The sequence below is a fragment of the Vicinamibacterales bacterium genome (assembly GCA_035699745.1).
GTDB lineage: Bacteria > Acidobacteriota > Vicinamibacteria > Vicinamibacterales > 2-12-FULL-66-21 > JAICSD01.
This window is the reverse complement of record DASSPH010000066.1, coordinates 1-21,819: the sequence shown is the minus strand read 5'-3', so window position 1 is coordinate 21,819 and position 21,819 is coordinate 1. Positions and strand designations below refer to the sequence as shown.

Sequence of the window (21,819 nt, the reverse complement as noted above, 5' to 3'; positions counted from 1 at the left end):
GGACGCCGCCGTGTCACGAGTGATGCGCCGGCACGAGTGACGCTCCGGCACAAAGACCACGAAGATCACAAAGACCACGAAGAAGACCTACTGGTCTTCTTCGTGATCTTTGTGATCTTCGTGACCTTTGTGCCCGGAGCGTGATTCCGTGACAGTCAGGTACTACGTCAGCTTGAACCCGGCGCGGTACTCGCGCTTGAGCAGGTCGTTGGCCGACGCGAGGTTCGTCACCCGCATGTTCGGCGCGTCGTAATAGATCTTCGAGCGCGCGCGGAGCGAGACGACGCCGAGCAGCATCACTTCCACCAGCCGCGCCGCGTAGTCGAACGGGCAGGACGCCGGCGTCTTGCCTTTCGCGGCCTCCACCCAGTTCATCTCGTGCGTCGTCTGGATGCGCGGCAGCGTCGGCTTCGGCTTGCCGTACGAGTCGTGCAGCGACTGCGGCAGCAGGCGCGGCCGGTAGCCGTACGTCTCGTGCATCAGCTTGCCCTTGCTGTCGATGAACATGACGCCACCGCCGGGATCGACCTGGTCCTTGTAGACCATCCGGCCGTTGCGCTCGATCATCTCGTCGCTGAACTCCGCCGGCCGCGGCGGCAGCAATCCGCCGTCGTACCACGTCATCTTCACCGCCGGCTTGCTGGCGCGCGCGGCGAACTCGAAGTAGGTGGTGGTCGCGTTCGGGAAGCAGATGTCGTTGAACGGCGTCGAGATCGTCTCCACGCTCGTCGGCATGCCCAGCTCGAGCGCCCAGAACGGGAAGTCGATCAGATGCGCGCCCATGTCGCCGAGCGCCCCCTGGCCCCAGTCGACCCAGCCGCGCCAGTTGAACGGGTGATACACCGGATGGTACTCGACCTGCGGGGCCACGCCGAGGAAGAGATCCCACTGGAGATCCTTCGGCGGCGGCGTCGCACCCGCGGCGAGCGCCTGCGCGACGCGGGTCTCGACGTCGCGGCCGCTCCAGCCCAGCGCGCGCGGCGCCTGGCCGCTGGCCGTCGCCGCGGCGGCGGAGGCCGCTCGCGGGCGCGGCAGCCCCTGAGGCCAGTAGCCGAGCGGCCGGTTGGTCCAGACGTGGACTTCGGCGACGTCGCCGATCGCGCCCTGCTGGATGTACTCGACGGTCATCCGCGACTCGGCGCCCGAATGCCCCTGGTTGCCCATCTGCGTGGCGATCTTCGGGTTGTCTTTCGCCTTCTTCGCCAGCAGGCGGGCTTCTTCGACCGACCAGCACAGCGGCTTCTGCACGTAGACGTGCTTGCCGAGATCCATCGCGGCGAGCGCGATCGGCGCGTGCATGTGATCGGGCGTCGCGACGATCACCGCGTCGATGTCCTTCTGCTGCTGCAGCATCTCGCGGTAGTCCGTGTAGCGCTTCGCCTTCGGGACGTTCTGCACCAGCCGCTCGAGCACCTCGATCGGCTCTCCCTGGCGGACCGGATCGGTCTGCGGCGGCTGCGCCGGCGCGCCGGCCGGCCGCTGCGGCGGGTTGCGGCGCTGTTCCAGCTCCTGCGGGAAGCGATCGAGCGCGCGCCCCGCATAGTCCCAGTCCACGTCGCACAGCGCGACGATGTTCTGGCTGCCGACGGCGCGCAGGTTGCTGCGTCCCATGCCGCCGCAGCCCACCACGGCGATGTTCAGCAGATCGCTGGGGGCCTGAAACCCTTTTCCAAGCACGTGCCGCGGAACGATGGTGAGACCGGCGCCGGTCAGCGCCGCCGTCTCGATGAACTGCCGTCGGGATACACCCTTGTTCTTGTCTTCCATGACGCCCCCCTATGCGCGCGGTCATGATATACCTTCCGGGCATGGGCCATCTAATTGCGGTGATTGTTTTCGCGGTGCTGGTGCAGAGCCCGGCGGGGAAGCCGGGACCATGGAAGAGCCTGTTCGACGGCAAGACCATGGACGCCTGGAAGATCTTCAAGACCGACAGGTCCCCCAAGCAGTGCGAGCCCGGCGTGCTGAAAGACTGCTGGCTGGTGAAGGACGGCGAGCTGTGGAAAGACGGCAACGCCAACGACATGGTCACCAGGGAACAGTTCGGCGATTTCGAGCTCGAGCTCGAGTGGAAGATCGGCAAGGCGGGCAACTCCGGCATCTTCTATCGCGGCACCGAGGAGTACAACGCGATCTACTGGAGCGCCCCCGAGTATCAGCTCCTCGACAACGTCGACGCGGCCGACAACAAGCGCGACGACCACGTCGCCGGCTCGATGTACGAGTTCTCGTCGCCGCCGCGTGACGCGGTGAAGCCGGTGGGGGAGTGGAACCGCACGCGCATCGTCGCCAAGGGGCCGCACGTCGAGCACTGGCTGAACGGGATCAAGACCGCCGAGTTCGAGATCGGCGGCCCCGAGTGGGAAGCGAAATACCAGGCCAGCAAGTTCACCAAGTATCCGAACTTCGGCAAGGCGCCGAAGGGCCACATCGGCATCCAGGGCAATCACCCCGGCATGCTGTCACTCCGCAACATCAGAATCCGGGAGCTGCAATGAGAAAGCAGACGACGTTCGCCGCGTGCCTGCTCGCGGCGCTGTTCGGCGTCAGGGTGATGACGCAGGTGCAGGCGCCGCAGAATCCGCCGGCCGGACCGGCCAAGCCGCCGGCGCCGGCGCCCACCGGCTACAAGGACACGCCGAAGCAGCCGGATGGCAAGTGGCTCGTCCACGACGACGATCGCCCGCGGCCGGTGGTCGTGAAGCCGGGCCCGTTCGTGTCACTGCCGCCGCCGGCGGACGCGATCGTCCTGCTCGGCGCCAACAACGATCTGAGCAAGTGGCAGATGACGCAGGGCGGCGGCCCGGTCAGCTGGCCGATCGACGCGAGCGGCGTGCTCTCGAGCGGCAAGGGCATGATCCGGACCAGGCGCGACGACTTCACCGACTACCAGCTGCACGTCGAGTTCGCCACGCCGTCCGAAGTGCGAGGCAACAGCCAGGGACGCGGCAACAGCGGCGTGTTCCTGAACGGCGTGTTCGAGATCCAGGTGCTCGACAGCTACGAGAACAAGTCGTATGCGGACGGCCAGGCGTCGGCGATGTACGGCCAGTTTCCGCCGATGGTGAACGCGTCGCGGCCGCCGGGCGAATGGCAGTCATACGATATCGCCTTCACCTCACCGCGCTTCAACGGCGACAAGCTGGAGAAGCCTGCGATGGTGACGGTGCTGCACAACGGCGTCGTGGTCCACTCGAATCAGGCGTTCTGGGGCCCCACCGCGCATCGTCAGATTCCACCGTACGCGCCGTCGAACGCCAAGGGGTATATCGGGCTGCAGGACCACGGCAACCCGGTGCGCTTCCGCAATGTCTGGATTCGAGAGCTGAAGCTCGCCGAGTAGAACGGAGTTAACGGAGGGGACGGAGGGAACGGTCTCTAGAACGGAGCAACGGAGGGAACGGAGGGAACCGGAGCGAAATCTGAAAAACTCTCCTGGCTCCGTTTCCCTCCGTTCCCTCCGTTCCTCCGTGTCGAAAACCGTTCCCTCCGTCCCCCTCCGTCCCCCTCCGTCCCCCTCCGTCCCCCTCCGTTACCTCCCGCCCGGGCGCCGCGGCGCCGGCGTCACAGCGTCCCACCGGGCGTCGCCGGTCTGGCGGTAATCGCCCGGCAGCGTCTTCCAGTCCGGCCGCGTGATCCCGTTCAAGTCGTAGACGACTCGTCCGTCCCGCAGCGTCAGCTCGTTCGTGAGCCTCTGCGTCCCGTCCATCCGCGCCCCATACATATCGACGAAGCCGAAGCGTCCTTTCTCGAGCCGCAGCACGGCGACGTCGGCGGCGGCTCCGGGCGAGAGGTGCCCGAGGTCCTCGCGGCCGATCTGTTTCGCGGGATTCCAGGTGGCGCGCAGCACCGCGTCGTCCAGCGGCAGTCCCATCGCGAGGAACTTGTCCATCACGTTGAGGAGGTCCTTCATGCCGGCGTTCATGCTGCCGATGTGGAGATCGGTGGAGATGGAATCGGGCAGGAAGCCGGCCTTCACTGCGGGAACGGCGATGCGCCACAGGAAGCTGCCGCCGCCGTGCCCGACGTCGAAGACGACGCCGCGCCTGCGCCCCTCGAACAGCGCCGGGTTCACCTGGCCGGAGGGGAGCTGTTCGTCGCGCAGCCCCGAATAGAGGTGCGTGTAGATGTCGCCGGGCCGGAGCTTCTTCGTGACCAGCTCACTGAGCGGACGCTCGGCGCGATTGGTGCCGAAGTCGACCATGACGGGAACGTTCGCGATCGTCCCGGCGGCGACGGCGCGTTCGACCGGCGCCCACTCCGGGCCGGCGAAGTGCGCCGTCTTGATCCCCACGATCAGGCCCTTGTGCCGCAGCGCCATGTCGGCCGTGGGCTTCACCTCCATGTCGGCGAGGTCCTGCTCGAACTTCCCGCCGCGCATGCCGTTGCCGACGATATTGAGGAAGGCGAGGACGCGGGTTTTCGACCGATCGATGATCCGCTGTCTGAAATCGTCGAAGGTGCGCCAGCCGGCGCAGCCGGCGTCCACGACCGTCGTCACGCCGCTGCGGAAACTGAATCCGTCCGGATAGACGCTGTTGTCGCCGGCGTAAGAGGCGCGCTCGCCGGTGCCGGCGTAGACGTGAACGTGCAGGTCGATCAGGCCGGGGGTCACGTAGAGGCCCGACGCGTCGACCACTTTCAGCGCCAGCGCCGGATCGATGCCGGCGGCGACCGCCGCGATCTTCCCATCCGCGATCGCGACGTCGCGAACCGCGCTGAGGCGGTTGCGGCCGTCGATCACGTGCCCGCCCCTCAGGAGCAGATCGTATTTCCGGGCGTCGACCGGGCGCTGCGCTCTGCCGGTCGCGACCGCCGCGGCCAGCAGACATGCGGCGAGGGCGAGCCTGTGCAACACTCTCATCGCGTCACCCTCGCCGGTACTCGTGCCGCCGCGCCGTCCATTTCGCGGTGAGGTACTCGCCCATGTCGAGCGATCCCGCCATCTCGTTGCCGGTGACCGTGCCGTTGAAACGGAAACTCAGAGCGTCTCCATTCCGCTCGCCATAGCTGCTCGAGAGCTGGACGCGGTCGCCGTCGATCGTCCCGGCGAGATCGCGCGAGACGAAATCACCCTGGTGCGTGCCGTCGACGCGGTTGCCGGTCTGCTTCAGGTGCAGCGCGTGGGTGGAGGCGGCGGCGACGTACTCGATCCGCACGTTCCAGCGCCCGCTCAGATCCGCCGCGGGTGCGGCCATCGCGGCCGGCGCGTCGATCCGGATCGATTTGGGAGGACGCGCCAGCGTGTCGTGGATCCGGGCGGCGACGATCTTCTCGTCTCCGGCGGACATCTGGTACGGGGTGACCGAAATGCTCGTCAGGCCGTCGCGATCGCGCCCGCCCGGGGTGGCGATGCGCGGCTCCGTGTCCATCAGGTGCCTCGCCACGGCCGCGCCCGTCACGCCCAGCCGTGCAGCGTCCCACCGGATCGAGAGCGCCGGCGTGCGATTCGACAACTCCGTCGTCTCCGTGATCGCGGTCGTGACGCCGTCAATCCTGGAGACGTGCCTGGCGATGTGATCGAGCCAGCCGAGCCAGCGGTTCCATTCCGCCTGGTGATCCCGCCTGGTCCACATCTCGACCGCGGTCAGCATCGCGATCGCTTCTTCCTTGCCGACCTTCATCGAGCGGGCGAAGCCGTGATGGGGCGCGCTGTGAATCCACGCGGCCTGCACCAGATCCTTGCGCCCGAGCAGCAGGCCGGCGCTCTGCGGGCCGCGCAGGCACTTGCCGCCGCTGTAGCCGACCAGCGTCGCCCCGTTCTCCAGGTGCACGTTCGGCACCGTCAGGACTTCGGCAGCCGCGTCCACCAGCACGGGCACCTGCTTCTGCCGCGCGATGGCGCAGATCGCTTTCGTGCTCAGCGGACCGCTGTCGGCGTTGGGGCCCGCGAGGATGTAGACCATCGCGGTGCGCGGACCGAACGCCGCCTCGAGTTCCTCGGCCGTGCCGACGTCGACGATCCGCACGCCGACGGCGCGGACCGCCGCGTCGTAGACGTTGCGCGAGTGGCGCGGGATGATCACTTCGTCCTTCGCGAAGCCGCTCAGGTTCGGGATGCGGATGTGAAGGTCCGGGTTGCCGCCGGCCACGCAGGCCGCCGTCGCGTGGGTCAGGGCGGCGGCGCATCCGGACGACACCATGCCCCATTCCGCCTTCGTCAGTTCGGCCAGCCGCGCGCCGATCGCGGCCATCAGTTCGTCGAGGTGCACGTGCTGCTGCGCCGCGGCGTCCATCGCCGTCCGGACTTCGGGCAGCATCAGCGATCCGCTGATGATCGTGAAGGTGCCGCGGGCGTTGATCAGCGGGCGGACGCCGATCGCCCGGTAGACATCGCGAGGCGGCGGCTGGGCCCGGCTCTGCGCTTCGCCTGCGGCGCGAGACTGAAGAAGCGCGGGGGCGGTCAGCAGGGCAGACCAGCGAAACAGGTCACGGCGGCTCAGAGTCTTCTTCAGCGACTGCAGCACGGCCTCACCTCCGGTTCGCGGCGATGCGCCAGCTTACCGGATTTATCACTCGCGGGCATGCCGATCTGCCCGCAGCGTCAGGACCCCGTCCGTCTGTCAGCCCGTGTGGTTGAACTCGAGCGGGTTCGCTCGATCAGCCATGGAAACAGAATCGGTTTCCGTCGACGTCCTCCACGGTGAACTGGCGTTCGAGTAGAGACCTTCGCCGCGCGCGCGGCGGTCATAACGTCGCGATGACGTCGATCTCGACCAGCGAATTCCCCGGGATCCCGCCCGGCGCCGCGATCGTCGTCCGCACCGGCGGCTCGTCCCCGAAGCGGCCGAGGAAGACCTCGTTCATCGCCGCGTAGTCCTTGAGATCGTTCAAGTAGACGTTGCACTTGAGGACCTTCTCCATCGACGAGCCGACGCTCTCGAGCTGCCGCTGGATCTGATCGAGGACCCCTTTGGTGTGGACCTTGATGTCCCCTTCCTGGTGGTAGCCGACGCCGGCGATGAAGAGCAGGTTGCCGTACGACACCGTGCTGTTGAACAGCGGTGTCTTCTCCGGCTTCTTGCCGCTGCGATAGTGGACCTTCTTCACCGGCTTGTCGGCCGGCGCCTGCGCCGACGCCCGCGCCGGGAGCGCCGCCGTGACCGCTGCCGCTGCCGCGGCGCCGCGGCCGATGAACCCGCGACGAGTTGTCTTGTTCATGGCGTAACCATGGCGCAGCGTCCCATCGGCGTCAAGCGAACTGGAGTAGGATGGCGCCGTCATGGACCGGCGCACGTTTGTCCGGGTACTGGGAGCGGCGCCGCTGCTCCTCCAGGCGCGGCCGCGCGACGTTCCCGCGTTTCGTGTCGTGTCCCCCCACAAGCCGGCGGCCACGCCCGGCATGCCCGGCCCGTACCCGGGACGCGTCGTGTCGGTGAAGTCCGATCGGTGCGTCGACACCGCTACCGGGACCGCGAACGCCGAAGTGGTTCGCGAGATGATGGCGCGCGGCATGCGCGCGCTGACCGGCGCGGCGACGACGACGGACGCCTGGCGCCGGTTCTTCGAGCCCGCCGATCGCGTGGGGATCAAGGTGAACTGCGGCGGCTACCCGCATTGCATCTCCGCCTACGAGATCGTCGCCGAGACGGTGCGTCAGCTCGGGGCGGCCGGCGTGCCGCCGTCGCAGGTCTACGTCTACGAGCGCTTCCAGAATCAGCTCGACGAATGCAACTACGCCCCGCACCTGCCGCCCGGCGTGACCATCGCCGCCGCCGAGCGCGCGAACCGGAACGTCGACAACGCCGGATACGACCCGGCGATCTACCTCGAAGCCGATCTCTTCGGCGAGGACGACACCCGGTCCAACATGATGCGGCTGGTCTCGCAGCAGCTGACGAAGATCATCAATATCCCGAACATGAAAGATCACGGCGCCACCGGCGCCACGGGCTGCCTGAAGAACATCGCCTACGGAAGCTTCTCCAACGTCGCCCGCACCCATTACCGCGGCACGTCTCACACCTATTCGGTCGTCGGCACGCTGGCGGCGATCGAGCCGCTGCGCTCGCGGACCGTGCTCCAGATCATGGACGGCCTGCGCGGCGTCTGGCACGGCGGTCCCTTCGCGAGGACCACGCGTTACGTGTTCTACCCGAAGGAGATCATGTTCGGCACCGACCCGGTCGCCATCGACCGCCTGCTGCTCGACATCATCGACGACGAGCGCCGCGCCCGCGGCGCGATCTCGATCTGGGATCGTTCGCCCGCCTCGCTGCGCGTGGACGACGGGCGCGCGCGGGATGCGGATCCCAACGTCAACATCATCATCCGCGAGCCCGGACACGTGGAGTACGCCTCGACGCTCGGGCTCGGCGTCTACGGCCGGACGAAGATCAAGGTCGACAGCATCCGCGTTGACTAGGCTCCTGATCCTGGCCGGATTCTCCGCGCTCGCCGTCACCCAGGCAGAGACCGGCGCGCGCGAACTGCTGCCGACACCCGGCATCGTCGCGCGCGCGGGCGTGGCGTCGCCGACCCGAAGCCCGTGGATCGTCGCGAGCGGCTGGCGCTTCATCAGGCACCCTGGCGCGAGATTCCGCTACGAACTGCCGGCGGGGAAGGCATCACTCGCGATGGCCGAGAAGTTCGCCTACGACGCGGACGCGGTCCTGCAGACGGATCCGGCGGATGCCGACGCGCTGCGCGCGTTCGCCGCCTTCGTCGGGAGCCTCCCGCCGTCCCGCCTCCCCGCGATCGCCGACTTCGGCGTCGTGGACGACGGCAGTGCGGTCACCGGCGAGGTGATGAACCTGCTCGCGCGGCGCAACCTGCTCTACGCCGTCGTCAAGGCGCCGGAGCCGCGCTATCCCCTCAACGTCGCGGTCGGCACGCGGGAGTTCCCGGCCGAAGAGGCGGCGGATCCGAGTGCGTTTGCGCTGAAGGTCCGCCGCCTGCTGACCGACGATCGGCGCAGCCTGCGCGTCTACGGCAGCGAACTGGTCATCGGGCGGCTCACCGGCGACGCCGCGCAGGTGCGCCTGCATCTCATCAACTACGGGGGGCGCGAAATCGACGGCCTGCGCGTGCGCGTCCGTGGCGGCTTTGCCGGCGGCCATGTCTATATCGCGGGGGCCGGACGGTCGGCGCTCGTCGATCACGTCGTCGCCGGCGGCGCCACGGAGTTCTCGTTGCCGCGGTTCGGCGTCTACGCGGTCGTCGATCTCAGTGCGGCGCGGTGATCACATGAGTGCGCCAGCCTTCTTTCGCGGGAAGAGCGTGCTGATCACCGGCGCCTCCTCCGGAATCGGGGCCGAGCTGGCCTGGCAGCTGGCGCAGGCCGGCGCGCATCTGACGCTGACGGCCCGCCGCACGCCTCTCCTCGAGGCGGTCGCGCAAAGGATCGGCGCGGCCGGGCACCCGGCGCCGCTCGTCGTTCAGTGCGACGTAACGCGCGACGGAGAAGTGGACCGGGCCGCCGCGGAAGCGGTGCGCCGCTGGGGGACGCTCGACGTCGCGATCGCCAATGCCGGGTTCGGCGTCGTCGGAGCGCTGCCCGACCTGACGGTGGACGACTACCGGCGGCAGTTCGAGACCAACGTGTTCGGGGTCCTGCGCACGATCTACGCCACGCTGCCGGCGATCGAGCAGGCGCGAGGCAACGTGGTGATCCTCGGCAGTGTCGCGGGGTGGATCTCGGCGCCGAACGGCTCGCCGTACGCGATGAGCAAGTTCGCGGTCCGCGCGCTCGCCGACGCGATTACGCCGGAGCTGGCCCTCCGCGGCGTCACGGTCACGTTGATCAGCCCCGGGTTCGTCGCCAGCGACATCCGGCGCGTGGACAACCAGGGCGCGCTCCACGCCGATGCCGCGGAGCCAATCCCCGCGTGGCTCGTCATGCCCACTGCGAAGGCGGCGGCGCGGAGCCTGCGTGCCGTGGCGAGAGGGAAGCGCGAAATCATCGTCACCGGGCACGGCAGGATCCTCGTCGCGATCGAGCGGTTCCTGCCGTTCCTGTCGCGGGCGGTGAAGCGACGGCTGGCGGCGAGGGGCGGCTATCGATCGGAACCGCGCACGACTACGGCCGGCTAGCCGTGCGCCAGACCCGGCCGTCCTGGTTGATGTGGACCACGACGCCGGCGAATCCCCTGGCGGCGATCTCGTAGAACGATGCCGTCGCATCGAGTTCCGGCCGGAAGTCCAGGCCGTCCACGCGGATGTCGCCCGCGCCGAGGGCATCGAGCGAACGCGCATAGCTGCCGGTGCTCGCCCGCAGTTTGCGCTGCCGGTAGTAGAGACGCCGCAGCGCCCAGGCGACGCGCTCGTTCGGATCGTCCACGACTGGTTCGGCGCCGCTGCCGGCGCGCAGGCCGGAGAACTGCACGACGCCCCACCGCTCCGGCATGTGCATGTCGATCGCGCCCTGCGGGCTCCAGACCCAGTTGTCCTCCGGCAGCGGATCGGCCGTCCCCGGGCGGAGACGCTTGGCATAACGGGTGGTCGCGTCCACCTGCCATTCCACGCGCGAGAAGTTGACGCGCCACCGATCGCCGGCCTTCGGCGCCGCGTGGCCCGGCGCCAGCTCGCGGAGGATCGACCAGGGCATCGCGATCTCCACGCTCCAGCCGTCGTCACGGTCGCCCGGACGGTTGATGGTGCCGCGGACGTCGACGCCGACCTGCAGGCCGGCGATGTCCCACGCGTGAATCGCCGGTCCGCCGTCGCGATACGGCTTGATCAGGAGGAGGTCCCACGGCGTGCCGAGTGCGTTCACTTCGAGCTCGGCGTAGGCGTGCGTGTCGCCGTCCGGGTCGATGAAGATCTCGAAGTCGTTGTCGCGAAAGATGATCGAATCCCGCTCGGTCAACGTCGCCCAGACGTCCGGTTCGTCCAGATCGGCGGCGACGTAGAAGAAGGCGTCGTCCCACAACATCTTCGCGCGGGTGCGGAACCGCGGGCGCGGGCGCGCGTCCCCTTCGATGTCGACGAACGCATCGGTCCAGGGAGCCGAGGCCCATGCCGCCTCGTCGAGCTTGCCGTCGACCTTCACTGGCGAGGCCGGACGATACGCGACGTAGCTGCGCGGCGCGAACGGTGCCGCCTCGAGATCCGGAACGGGCCGCTGGGCGGCGGTGTCGGTGACCGCGGGGAAGAAGATTGCTTCGGTTGGTGGAAGCGCGCGCAGATACGGCTGGCTGCGTTCCCGGCCGAGCACGAACAACGCGTTGTCGAGCGCATCGGCCGCCGTGCCGGTCGGCGCGAGGACGGCCACGCTCAGCATCCCCTGCACCGGCCGGCCGGTGCGCGGATCCATGATGTGCGAGTAGGTCACGCCGCCGGACTCGAACGATTTCTCCGAGCGTCCGGCCACCGACAGCGCGCGATCCCGCAGCGTCACCGTGCGGGCGATGCGTCGTGAATCCAGGGGATCCTGAATCTCGACGTCCCAGGCGTCGCGTCCGGGCGGCGCGCCGAGCCCGTAGATGGTGCTGCCGCCGGCGCTGACCAGGGCCGCCGTGACGCCGCGCCGCTTCAGCAGCGCCACGGCGCGATCGACCGCGTAGCCCTTGGCGATGCCGCCGAGATCGAGCTCGACACCGGGACGGTCGAACGCGATGGTGTGGTCCGCCGGATTCAGCCGCACGTGGGCCGCGCCGACGCCGCGCCGGGCGGCGGCAAGCTCGCCGTCGGAGGGCATCCGTCCCTCGCCGCGGAAGAACCCCCAGGCCTTCATCAAGGGGCCCACCGTCACGTCGAACGCGCCGTCCGATTCGCGGCTGTAGCGCAGTGCCTCGGCGATGAAGTCGAACAGTTCGGGATCGACGCCGACCGGATGCTGCGCCGCCTCGCGGTTGACGCGCGAGAGCGGGCTCTCCGGCCTGTAGTGGCTCATCAGTCGATCGATGCGATCGACCTCGTCGAAGGCGTCTTCAGTGATCCGCGCCAGCGCGGCGGCATCGCGGCCGTAGGTGACGATGGCGTAGACGCAGCCCATCGACACGCGCGTGGCCTCGTGGCGCTGCAGCGGCGCCGCCGCTCCGGCGAGCGAGAGGATCGCGGCGATCGCCGCGCAGCGCACAGCCACGAGTGGTCCGGCTCAATGCCTGGCGTTCGCCGGTGCCTGCACGGTGCGCGGCGGATGGAAGAAGATCGCCAGCACGATCGCCGCGACGACCGCAGCGCTGAAGGGCACCAGGAAGAGGCTGCGGAAGTCCACGCCTGCCGCGGTGCGGAAGGTCTCGCCCATCAGCTTCGGCCCGATCACGTTCGCGACGAGCGGACCGAGGCCGAGGATCATCAGATTGAACAGCCCCTGCGCGCTCGCGCGCGCGTCCTTCGGGAAGAACTCGTCGACGAAGATGTAGACCGTCGCGAAGAAGAACGCGTAGGCGACGCCGTGGACGACGTTGATCAGGATGATGAGCGCCTGGTTCTCGGGGAAGAACGCGAACACGGCAAAGCGCGCCGCATGTCCGAGGATCCCGAGGATCATCGTCGTCCGCCAGCCGAGCCGCTTCAGGGTCACGCCGAGCACCGCCATCGTGAGGATCTCCGCGACCTGGCCGATGCTCATGACCGGCATGATCCAGTTCCCCGCAATGCCGACGCCGCCGGCGTCGGCCGGCGTGCCGAGGAACGTGCCCGTCCAGTTGAAGTACAGGTTGTGCACCGTCGCGTCGATGAACGTCACCAGCCAGAGCACGAGGATGAACGGCGCGCTCAACAGCCGCAGCGCCTCGAGCCAGGCGAACTTGTTCGCGCCCGCCGTGACCTTCTTCGGCGGCGTGTGAGGCAGCGTCAGGCTGAACGCCGCCAGGACCAGCGACGCGAGGCCGGCAACGACGAACACGTACTTCGTGCCCTGCTGCAGCGCCGGGCCGGTGAGGCCCGAGGCGAGAACGGTGCCCAGCCAGCTGACGAAGCCGTCGGTGTTGGCCGCGCGCACCCGATCCCAGTCGACGAGGATGAAGGTCATCGGCCACGCCGCCATGATCCAGCCGATCGTGCCGCCCATCCGGACGATGCCGAACTCCTTCTGCGCGTCCTGCATGTGCGCGAAGGCGATCGAGTTGGTGATCGAGATCGTCGGCACGTAGAGGAGGCAGTGCACCAGCAGCGCGAAGAAGAACGGCCAGAACGACGTGATCCAGAACAGCGAGATCATCGCCAGGCCCGCGATCAGATGGCTGGCGGCGACGAACCGTTCGGCCGCGAAGTTGCGGTCGGCGAACTGATTGCTGAAGAACATGCCGACGATGGCGGCGACCGGGAAGGTGCTCAGGATCCAGGTCTGCTCGGCCGGCGTGAAACCGAGGCTCGGGAGATAGCCGAAGATCAGCGGATACCAGGCGCCCCAGATGAAGAACTCGAGCACCATCATCGAGAACAGTTTGAAGCGATGGGGTGAAGGCATGGGTGGCGCGGATGATAGCATTCCCGGCGCGGTCAGGCGTGCCGTTTTCTGGCGTCAGCGATCCGCGAACACCAGCTCGCCGAACTTCTGGTACTCGTGAAAGCTCTCGCCGACCGGCGCCCACTCCCACTGCGTCCGCCTGCCGGCGTCATGGTCCATCCGGTAGAAGTTCGCGCGCCAGACGGTGCCGGGCTTCGGCGGCACGTTCTGCAGCGGGCGGAGCAGCGCGTAGGGAATGAAGAACTCCGCGCGCCAGCCGTCGATCGCGGCCTGTGACGTCTTGGGTCCGCCAACGGTGCTGGTGGCCTTGCGCGTGAGGCGGTCCCGCTCGTAATGCCACGGCCGCCAGCCGAGAAACTGGCCGCCGAAGTTGGGCACGAGGATCGCCAGTTCGCGGTTCAGCGGCGAAATCTGGTACTCGAAGTAGATCGGGTAGCGCTCGTCCGTCCAGAGGAACACTTCGAAGACGTCCTCGTTCCACAGATCCATGAAGTCTTCCTTCATCGCCGCCGTGAGCGTCCTGTCCGCGGCGTCCATGAGGAAGTACAAACCCGTCTTCGAATAGAGCACCTTGGATCGGGTCTCGTAGGGATGCCCGTCCGGCTGGCGCCGGCGGAGCGTGGTCCACTCCGTCGCCTGCCAGCCGGGATGGTCACCCGTCCCGGTAACCTCGAAGTCCGGCGTCGGCTTGACCGACAGACGGGGACGCTCCGCGGGCTGCGCGTTCACGGCGCCATCATAGCGGGTCGTCACCGGGACCAGGCACAGGACGGTCAGGACGGAGATCACAACCTTCATGACAGGTGTAATCTAGCGCCGATGCGCAGGATTCTCCTCGGCGTTGCCGGCGTGCTGGCCGCCATCGTCTGGACCGGCGCCGCGGCGGCTCCGCGCGCGCAGACGTCCGGCGACCGGATCGTGTTCGTCGGAACCTATACACGGGCACCGAGCAAGGGCATCTACGCGTACCGGCTGCGCGCCGACGGCGGGATGACGCCGATGGGGACCGACGGCCTGGCCGCGGAAACGGAGAGCCCGTCGTTTCTGGCGGTGCACCCGAACCAGCGATTTCTCTACGCGGTGAACGAGGTGTCCAGGTACCAAGGGCGCGACGCCGGGAGCGTCAGCGCCTTCTCGATCGATCGCGGCACCGGCACGCTGACTCTGCTGAATCGGGTCTCGTCGCGCGGCGGCGGGCCGTGCCACGTCTCGCTCGACGCGTCGGGCAAATGGGTGTTCGTCGCGAACTACGGCGGCGGCAGCGTCGCCGCGTTTCCGGTGCAGGACGACGGCCGGCTTGGCGACGCCTCGGCGTTCTTCCAGCACAGCGGCTCGAGCGTGAACAAGGAACGCCAGAGCGGACCGCACGGCCACGCGGTGACGGTGTCGCCCGACAACCGCTTCGTGCTCGCCGCGGATCTCGGCCTCGACAAGGTGCTGACCTACCGGATCGATCCGCGCGCCGGCGGTCTGGCCCCCGCGGATCCGCCGTTCTCCGCGATTGCACCGGGATCCGGTCCGCGGCACCTGGCGTTCCGGCCCGACGGGAAGTTCGCCTACGTCCTGAGCGAGATGCTCTCCCGTGTGGTGGCGATGCGGTATGACGCCACGCGCGGGACGCTGACCGAACTCCAGACGCTCTCCACGCTGCCGGAAGGATTCGCCGGCGACAACAGCGGCGCCGAGATCGCCGTGCACCCGGGCGGCAGGTTCCTCTACGCGTCCAATCGCGGCCACGACAGCATCGCGGCTTTCCGGATCGACGCCGGGAAGGGCACGCTGACGGCGCTCGATCGCGCGTCGACGCAGGGGAAGACGCCGCGCAACTTCGCGATCGATCCGTCCGGGCGTCTCCTGATTGCGGCCAACCAGAACTCGAGCACGATCGTGGTGTTCCGGATCGATCAGGCGACCGGCGGGCTCACGCCGGCGGGAACCACGCTTCAGGTCCCGTTCCCGGTCAGCGTCGTGTTCGTGAATCCCTGAGGGCGTATCGCGCCTCGCAAATCATGAAACCGGCAGATGATCGGGTCGTCGTCAAAGGACATCCACCTGCGCGGAGAACTCACGGTCGGGTGAGTCCACGACTGCGGATGTCGGATGAGGAGTGTTATGACGCGTCGAGACGTGGCAGTGGCTTCCATCGCGGTTCTTCTCACGCTGACAGCGGTATCGATCGCGTCCGCACGGGCCGACGTTCTGCCGTCCACACTCTTCGAGTGGTCGAGCTTGAGCCCGCAGCCGAACCGGACCGGCGAAGTGCGGCGGGTCGTGCAGCAGCCCACGGCGACGCTGGCGGAGCTCGAGATTCACATCACGACGCTGCGCCCGGGTGAGGAATCGCACCCGCCGCACCGGCATCCCAACGAAGAGATCCTCATCGTCAAGGAGGGGCAGGTCGAAGCTCTGGTCAACGGCGAGCTGAAACGCGGCGGGCCCGGATCGTTGATCTTCCAGGCGTCGAACCAGCTGCACAACATCAAGAACGTCGGCTCGACGCCCGCCACGTATCACGTGATCAACTGGAAAGCGAAGTGATCGGGCGATCGGGCGATCGGGCGATCGGGCGATCGGGTGATCGGGTGATCGGGTGATCGGGTGATCGGGCGATCGGTTACGAATCGGGGACTGGGGCTCTGAAAATCGCCAGCGTCGCGAGCCACAGGACCGCGGCGGCGAGGAGATCCATCGCGCATTTCAGCGCCCACGCTCCCCAGGACTGGTACGGCAGCAGGAAGCCCGCCATGAAGACGGCGCGCATGGTGGCGAGGGCGGCGGCCGCGGCCATCCACCACCAGAGCGCGCGGTGCCGGCGATAGGCCGACGTCGGCAGCAGAAACGGCGCGCACACGATGAGGGTGAGGAGATACGTGATCGCCGGCGTCGGCGCCGACGCGAACGGGGCCGCGACGGCGCCCACGGCCACGCCGGCAACGAAGGCGCCCGCGGCGATTGCGGCAGGCGCGCGCAGCAGGGACACCGGCAGCGGTTCCGAGTCGTCGATCGCCGACCATCGGGCCGGAACTTTCATGCGGACTCCGCTCTCCGCTTTCGGCTGACGGCTGAACTCTCTAGCCGACCCCGAGCTTCTTCAGCGCCTCAGGCGGACAGCCGGGCCACTCCGGCATCATCGTGTTGCCCGTGTACTCGAGGTCGATCACGCCCATCTTGCTGGACCAGAAACCCGCGGCCGTCAGATCGCGGAAGCTGTTGAAGAACGTGACGCCGTGCAGGAACTCCGGCTTCGCCTTCTGCGGCCACGCGATGTCGTCGAGCACCGCCGTGCGCTCGGCCTCGGTGCACTCGAGGAAGCGCTTGTCGTACCGCTTCTCGCACTGCGCGTCGATCCAGCGCAGCCCGCCGCGCATCGCGGTCTGCCGCCCCGGCTGGTCGCTCATCATGAAGTCCATGAACTCCGGCACGCCCGCGTCCGTGGCGCTGCCCGAGCGCTCGTCCTTCGGGATGATGATGTCGACGAGCAGGTTCACCGTCGCCCATTCGTGCGCGGTGAAGAACTTCGGCTTGAAGGCGGCGGGCTTCGCCCCGGTGCGCCGCGCCGCCTGCGACTTCGCCGCCTGCGCCGCCTCCGCCTCGGTCCAGGTGAACCCGGCGGCGGCGGGCGCCGCGCCGAGCACCTTGAGCAACGTTCTGCGATTCAGCTTATCCATAAGTCATCCGTGTGTTCCGTGTGTTCCGTGTGATCCGTGGCCTCAGATGGCTCCTGCCTTGCGCTGCTCGGCGATGTAGTTCGCCGTGCGCATCGCCAGCGCCAGGATCGTCCACGTGCAGTTCTTGTCCGGCTGCGACACGAACGGGGCGCCGTCGGCGACGAAGACGGTCTTCGCGTCGTGCGCCTGGCAGTACTTGTTCAGCGCCGAGGTGTTCGGATCGTTGCCCATCCGGACGACGCCGATTTCGTGGATGATGCGGCCGCCGGGCGCGAGATCGTAGTTCTGCTGCGCCGTCGGCATCGGCGACAGCGGCGTCCCGCCCATCTCGTGAATGATGGCGCGGAAGGTCTCCTGCATGTGCTTCGCCTGCTTGATCTCGTAGTCGCTCCACTTGAAGTGGAACCGCGGCACCGGGATGCCCCACTTGTCGACCACGCGCGGATCGATTTCCATCCAGCTGTCCGGGTTCGGAATCATCTCGCCGCGTCCGGCGAAGCTGACGGTCGACCCATAGACGCGGCGGTAGTCGCGCTTGAGGCTCGCGCCGTAGCCGCCGAACGCGATCGGCGTTCCCGACGCTTCCACGCCGGTATAGGCGTGGATGTTGCCGAGGAAGCCGGCGCCCGGCATGCGCCGGCCGCCTCCGATCTCGATGTGATACCCGCGCGGGAAGTCCAGCTTCCTGTTGTCGATCCACCACGGCATGTAGAGGTGGGCGCCGCCGGTGCCGTCCTCGTTGTGCGGGTGGTTGTCCATCATCTTCGGGATGAACCCGGTCACGCCCGTGCCGGTCGAGTCCGTCAGGTACTTGCCGACGATGCCGGTGGAGTTGGCGAGGCCCTGGGGGAACTTCGGCGACTTCGAGTTCAGCAGGATGCGGGCGGTCTCGCAGGCGCTCGCCGCGAGGACGACGATCCGGGCGCGGACGTGATTGTCGCGGACCGTGTTCTTGTCGATGTACGACACGCCCGAGGCGAGCCCGTTCTCGTCCACGGTGACCTCGCGCGCCATCGCGTTGGCGACGATGGTGAGCCTGCCCGTCTTCATCGCCGGCGGGATCAGCACCGAGGGGGACGAGAAGTTCGAGTGCGTCGCGCAGCCGCGGTTGCACTGGCCGCAGTAATGGCACGCGGCGCGGCCGTTGTGCGGGCGGGTGAGAATCGACAGCCGCGACGGCACGCAGGGAACCCCCAGCTTCTCCGACGCCTGCTGGATCAGCAGCTCGTAGCAGCGCGGCTTCGGCGGCGGCAGGAAGATGCCGTCGGGCTCGTTGCGGAACGGGAGGTTGGTGCCGAAGATGCCGATCAGCCGATCGGTCTCGTCGTACCAGGGCTTCATGTCCTCGTAGGTGATCGGCCAGTTGTCGCCGAGCCCATCAATGGACTTGCGCTGGAAGTCGTCGGGCCCGAAGCGCAGCGAGATCCGCCCCCAGTGGTTGGTGCGGCCGCCGAGCATGCGCGATCGGAACCAGAAGAAGTCGTCGCCCGCGGCGGTGGTGTAGGGCTCGCCGTCGAGGGTCCACCCGCCGAACGCGGCGTCGTACTCCCCGAACTGCTGGGTGGGGATGGCCGCGCCGCGCCGCGGGCTGTCGTAGTTCCACCGGAACATGTAGGAGTCCTTGACCGGATCCCACATCGGCCCGGCCTCGAGCATGACGACGTCGGCCCCGGCTTCGGTGAGGACCTTCGCGGCCATGCCGCCCCCCGCGCCGGAGCCGATGATGGCGACGTCGTAAATTCTGCGATTGCGGATGATTTGCATAGGTGGGTGTCCCGCGCCGATTGTAATGCGGTACCCGGCCGCCCGCATCGCGTCCGGCCGATCCGGGCACCGCCGCGTGCTATGCTCTCCGCATCCTGCGAAGTCCACGCCGATGCTGAGCGGTTATCTGCCGGTTGCGATCTTTTTCGGGCTGATCCTGGCGTTCGCCGCCGGATCTCTGGCCGCCGCCTGGGTCGTCCGGCCGTCGCGCCCCTCAGCGGCCAAGGCCGTGAACTACGAATGCGGCGCCGAGCCCATCGGCGAAGCCTGGGTGCAGTTTCCGGTCGGGTTTTATCTCGTCGCCCTGATCTTCCTCGTCTTCGATACGCTCGCGGTGTTCCTCTTTCCGTGGGCCGTGACGATGCGCGCGCTCGGGGTTGGCGGCCTCCTGGTCATGCTGGGGTTCGTCGGCATCCTCGGGCTCGCGTGGATTTACGCCTATCGGGAGGGGCTCCTCGAGTGGAAGTGAAGCCGCCGGTTCCGCAGATTCCGATTCCGCTCTGGCGCGACGTCAAAGATCTCCAGGAGTGGGAGACCCACCACCAGCGGCGGCCCGAGACGGGCGACGCCGCGTCCTCGCTGTTCGAGCGCGTGACCGAGGGCATCCACGCCTTCCCTGGCGGGTTCGTCGTCACCACCGTGGCCGACGGCTTCTTCAACTGGGCGCGCAAGTCCTCGGTGTGGCCGGTGTCGTTCGGCCTCGCCTGCTGCGCGATCGAGATGATGGCGACCTTCGCGTCGCGCTTCGACGTCGAGCGCCTCGGGATGGTGCCGTGGGCGTCGCCGCGCCACTCCGATCTGATGATCGTGTCGGGGACCGTCACCATCAAGATGGCGCCGATGCTGGAGCGCATCTACGACCAGATGCCGGATCCGAAGTGGGCGGTCTCGATGGGCTCGTGCGCCAATTCCGGCGGGCCGTTCCGCCACGGCTACCACGTGGTGAAGGGCGTGGATCGGATCATCCCCGTCGACGTCTACGTGCCCGGGTGTCCTCCGCCGCCCGAGTCGCTGTTGAACGGGCTGCTGCTGCTCCAGGATCAGATCTCGCATTTCCGCCGCACCGGCCGCCGCGCCGAACCGGGTCCGAAGGTCGATTGACATGACGCCCGAACGCGCGCGCGAGCTGCTGACGCTGGTCGAGGGGGTCACGACCATCGAGGGGACGGCCCCCATCGTCGCCCGGGTGCAGCCGGAGGCGTGGCAGGCCACGGCGCGGTTCGCGAAAGACACGCTCGGCTGCGCGTTCTTCAATTTCCTGACCGCGATCGACTGGAAGGCCGAGGGCCTCGAAGTGATTGCCCGGCTCGACAACCTCGAGGCGCGCGTCTCGGTGCAGCTGCGGACCAAGCTCGGCGCCGGCGGGACGGCGTGTCCGTCGCTGGTGCCGGTCTACCGCGGCGCGAACTGGATGGAGCGCGAGTGCTACGACATGTTCGGCGTCGAGTTCGCCGGCCATCCCGATCGCCGCCGCATCCTGCTCGCCGACGACTGGGAGGGGCATCCGCTCCTCAAGTCTTACGCGGTCGACACGCCGCATCCGCCGTACCGGTAGGCGCCTGCCCGCATGCCTGACGTTCGCGCACTCGACTACACCGGCAGCGAGCGGCTGACCATGAACATGGGGCCGCAGCATCCCTCGGCCCACGGCGTGTTCCGCGCCATCCTCACGCTCGAAGGGGAGACGGTGGTGGGCGTCGACGCGGTGATCGGCTACCTGCACCGCTGCCACGAGAAGCTCGCGGAGACGCTGGCTTACGTGCAGTACCCGACGATCGCGTCGAAGACGGACTACGTCGCGGCGATGTCGAGCGAGCTGGCGTACGTGATGGCGGCCGAGCAGATCGGGCAGTTCGAGGTCCCCAAGCGCGCGCAGTACCTGCGGGTCATCGTCGGCGAGCTGCAGCGGATCGCGTCGCACTGCCTGTGGCTGGGCACGTGGTGCATGGACATGGGCGGCGCGCTGGGCGGCGGCGCGACGATCTTCCTCTACTGCATCCGCGAGCGCGAGCTGGTGCTCGACCTGTTCGAGTCGCTGGTCGGCGCGCGCCTGCTCTACGGATTTCACCAGGTCGGCGGCGTGCGCTACGACCTGCCGGACGGCTGGGTGCAGCAGTGCCGGCGGACGGTGGACCTCATCGAGCAGCGGCTCGACGAATACGAGGGGATGCTGGCGGACAACCCGTTCTTCACGATGCGCACGCGCGGGGTCGGGGTGATCTCGGCGGCGCTCGCCCAGGACGTCGGCGTCAGCGGCCCGCTCCTCCGCGGCTCGGGGATCGCCTACGATCTGCGCCGCGCGCAGCCGTATTCGTCGTACGGCGATTTCGCGTTCGATGTCCCGGTCCGGCCGGCCGGCGACTGCGAAGCGCGGTATCTGGTCCGGATGGTGGAGTTCCGCCAGTCGATCCGGATCATCCGGCAGGCCCTCGACGGCCTGCCGCCGGGGCCGATCTCCTCGCGCCCGGGGGTGAAGTCGCTGGCCCAGGTGAAGGTGCCGAAGGGGGAGGCCTACGCGCGCGTGGAAGGGCCGCGCGGGGAGGTCGGCTGCTATCTCGTGTCCGATGGCAGCAACAAGCCGTATCGCATGAAGTGGCGAGGGGCGTCGTTCTCGAACCTCGCGGTGCTGCCGCACATCCTGCCCGGCACCAGCGTCGCGGACGTCGTCGCGATCATGGGCTCGGTGGATCCGGTGTTCGGCGAGGTGGACCGGTGATCGCGCTGCCGCCCGCCGTCGCCGCGGCGCTGATGGGGGCCGCCATTCTCGGCGTGCTCACCGGCGTGCTCGCCTACGTGACGCTGCTCGAGCGGAAGTTCGCGGCGCGGATGCAGTCGCGGGTCGGGCCGTACCGTGTCGGCCCGCACGGCCTGCTGCAGCCGATCGCCGACGGCGTGAAGAACATCATGAAAGAGGAGACGCTGCCGCCGTACGCGAACAAGGCGCTCTTCTTCCTGGCGCCGATGCTCTCCTTCGCGCCGGCCATGATGGCGTGGGCGGTCATCCCGTTCGGCGCGTCGTGGGCGTCGAAGTGG

General features: G+C 68.3%; 22 protein-coding genes. 12 read left to right on the top strand and 10 right to left on the bottom strand.

The window, feature by feature from the left end; genetic code table 11:
- Positions 1-162: 162 nt before the first annotated feature.
- Positions 163-1,767 (bottom strand): Gfo/Idh/MocA family oxidoreductase, encoded by a 1,605-nt coding sequence (locus VFK57_14355; protein HET7696892.1) that lies wholly within the window; start codon positions 1,765-1,767, stop codon positions 163-165.
- A gap of 41 nt (positions 1,768-1,808) precedes the next feature.
- On the opposite strand from VFK57_14355, the gene VFK57_14350 reads away from it, so the two are divergent.
- Complete coding sequence (locus VFK57_14350) at positions 1,809-2,498, top strand: DUF1080 domain-containing protein (protein HET7696891.1); 690 nt, start codon at positions 1,809-1,811, stop codon at positions 2,496-2,498.
- A complete protein-coding gene (locus tag VFK57_14345; GenBank protein HET7696890.1) occupies positions 2,495-3,343 on the top strand; it encodes a DUF1080 domain-containing protein in 849 nt (282 codons plus the stop codon). Before VFK57_14350 ends, VFK57_14345 begins: the two co-directional genes overlap by 4 nt.
- 189 nt (positions 3,344-3,532) lie before the next feature.
- On the opposite strand, the gene VFK57_14340 is transcribed toward VFK57_14345, so the two are convergent.
- The 3 genes from VFK57_14340 to VFK57_14330 all read right to left on the bottom strand — a co-directional run bounded on the left by VFK57_14340 (position 3,533) and on the right by VFK57_14330 (position 7,161).
- Complete coding sequence (locus VFK57_14340; protein HET7696889.1) at positions 3,533-4,864, bottom strand: amidohydrolase/deacetylase family metallohydrolase; 1,332 nt, start codon at positions 4,862-4,864, stop codon at positions 3,533-3,535.
- Between the two features lie 4 nt (positions 4,865-4,868).
- Positions 4,869-6,467: an aminotransferase class V-fold PLP-dependent enzyme gene (locus tag VFK57_14335; GenBank protein ID HET7696888.1), complete on the bottom strand. Its 1,599-nt coding sequence runs from the start codon at positions 6,465-6,467 to the stop codon at positions 4,869-4,871.
- Positions 6,468-6,687: 220 nt separating this feature from the next.
- Positions 6,688-7,161, bottom strand: coding sequence for a RidA family protein (locus VFK57_14330; protein HET7696887.1), 474 nt, complete (start codon positions 7,159-7,161; stop codon positions 6,688-6,690).
- A 61-nt stretch (positions 7,162-7,222) separates the two neighbouring features.
- Between VFK57_14330 and VFK57_14325 the strand changes: the two genes are divergently transcribed.
- Genes VFK57_14325 through VFK57_14315 form a run of 3 tightly spaced genes read left to right on the top strand, consistent with a single transcriptional unit; the run spans position 7,223 to position 10,032 of the window.
- Positions 7,223-8,365 carry a DUF362 domain-containing protein gene (locus VFK57_14325; GenBank protein ID HET7696886.1) on the top strand — a complete coding sequence of 381 codons (1,143 nt, stop codon included), beginning with the start codon at positions 7,223-7,225 and terminating at the stop codon, positions 8,363-8,365.
- Positions 8,358-9,182, top strand: coding sequence for a hypothetical protein (locus VFK57_14320; GenBank protein ID HET7696885.1), 825 nt, complete (start codon positions 8,358-8,360; stop codon positions 9,180-9,182). Before VFK57_14325 ends, VFK57_14320 begins: the two co-directional genes overlap by 8 nt.
- A 4-nt stretch (positions 9,183-9,186) precedes the next feature.
- Positions 9,187-10,032, top strand: coding sequence for an SDR family NAD(P)-dependent oxidoreductase (locus VFK57_14315; protein HET7696884.1), 846 nt, complete (start codon positions 9,187-9,189; stop codon positions 10,030-10,032).
- Here VFK57_14315 and VFK57_14310 read toward each other — a convergent pair.
- The 3 genes from VFK57_14310 to VFK57_14300 are packed head-to-tail and all read right to left on the bottom strand — an operon-like array spanning position 10,019 to position 14,152.
- Positions 10,019-12,025: an FAD:protein FMN transferase gene (locus VFK57_14310; protein ID HET7696883.1), complete on the bottom strand. Its 2,007-nt coding sequence runs from the start codon at positions 12,023-12,025 to the stop codon at positions 10,019-10,021. The two genes, VFK57_14315 and VFK57_14310, sit on opposite strands and share 14 nt — an antisense overlap.
- A gap of 12 nt (positions 12,026-12,037) precedes the next feature.
- On the bottom strand, positions 12,038-13,354 hold the full coding sequence (locus VFK57_14305) for an MFS transporter (GenBank protein ID HET7696882.1): 1,317 nt from the start codon (positions 13,352-13,354) through the stop codon (positions 12,038-12,040).
- A 54-nt stretch (positions 13,355-13,408) separates the two neighbouring features.
- Positions 13,409-14,152, bottom strand: coding sequence for a carbohydrate-binding family 9-like protein (locus VFK57_14300; GenBank protein ID HET7696881.1), 744 nt, complete (start codon positions 14,150-14,152; stop codon positions 13,409-13,411).
- Positions 14,153-14,173: 21 nt separating this feature from the next.
- Between VFK57_14300 and VFK57_14295 the strand changes: the two genes are divergently transcribed.
- Together VFK57_14295 and VFK57_14290 are read left to right on the top strand one after the other, a co-directional pair.
- Positions 14,174-15,340 (top strand): lactonase family protein, encoded by a 1,167-nt coding sequence (locus tag VFK57_14295; GenBank protein ID HET7696880.1) that lies wholly within the window; start codon positions 14,174-14,176, stop codon positions 15,338-15,340.
- Between the two features lie 126 nt (positions 15,341-15,466).
- Positions 15,467-15,892: a cupin domain-containing protein gene (locus VFK57_14290; GenBank protein HET7696879.1), complete on the top strand. Its 426-nt coding sequence runs from the start codon at positions 15,467-15,469 to the stop codon at positions 15,890-15,892.
- A 76-nt stretch (positions 15,893-15,968) separates the two neighbouring features.
- Here VFK57_14290 and VFK57_14285 read toward each other — a convergent pair whose 3' ends face one another.
- Genes VFK57_14285 through VFK57_14275 form a run of 3 tightly spaced genes read right to left on the bottom strand, consistent with a single transcriptional unit; the run spans position 15,969 to position 18,786 of the window.
- Positions 15,969-16,385, bottom strand: a complete 417-nt coding sequence (locus VFK57_14285; GenBank protein ID HET7696878.1) for a hypothetical protein — start codon at positions 16,383-16,385, stop codon at positions 15,969-15,971.
- A 40-nt stretch (positions 16,386-16,425) separates the two neighbouring features.
- Entirely contained in the window at positions 16,426-17,022 is a 597-nt protein-coding gene (locus VFK57_14280) for a gluconate 2-dehydrogenase subunit 3 family protein (GenBank protein HET7696877.1), read from the bottom strand.
- Positions 17,023-17,064: 42 nt separating this feature from the next.
- Positions 17,065-18,786 (bottom strand): GMC family oxidoreductase, encoded by a 1,722-nt coding sequence (locus VFK57_14275; protein HET7696876.1) that lies wholly within the window; start codon positions 18,784-18,786, stop codon positions 17,065-17,067.
- 112 nt (positions 18,787-18,898) lie between these two features.
- On the opposite strand from VFK57_14275, the gene VFK57_14270 reads away from it, so the two are divergent.
- The 5 genes from VFK57_14270 to VFK57_14250 form a co-directional block, all read left to right on the top strand.
- Positions 18,899-19,255 carry an NADH-quinone oxidoreductase subunit A gene (locus tag VFK57_14270; protein HET7696875.1) on the top strand — a complete coding sequence of 119 codons (357 nt, stop codon included), beginning with the start codon at positions 18,899-18,901 and terminating at the stop codon, positions 19,253-19,255.
- Positions 19,252-19,887: an NADH-quinone oxidoreductase subunit B family protein gene (locus VFK57_14265; protein HET7696874.1), complete on the top strand. Its 636-nt coding sequence runs from the start codon at positions 19,252-19,254 to the stop codon at positions 19,885-19,887. Before VFK57_14270 ends, VFK57_14265 begins: the two co-directional genes overlap by 4 nt.
- Position 19,888: 1 nt before the next feature.
- A complete protein-coding gene (locus tag VFK57_14260; GenBank protein ID HET7696873.1) occupies positions 19,889-20,341 on the top strand; it encodes an NADH-quinone oxidoreductase subunit C in 453 nt (150 codons plus the stop codon).
- Positions 20,342-20,353: 12 nt separating this feature from the next.
- Positions 20,354-21,502: an NADH-quinone oxidoreductase subunit D gene (locus tag VFK57_14255; GenBank protein ID HET7696872.1), complete on the top strand. Its 1,149-nt coding sequence runs from the start codon at positions 20,354-20,356 to the stop codon at positions 21,500-21,502.
- Positions 21,499-21,819, top strand: a 321-nt coding sequence (locus VFK57_14250; protein HET7696871.1) for a complex I subunit 1 family protein, incomplete at its 3' end; no start/stop codon positions are given. The genes VFK57_14255 and VFK57_14250, both read left to right, overlap by 4 nt.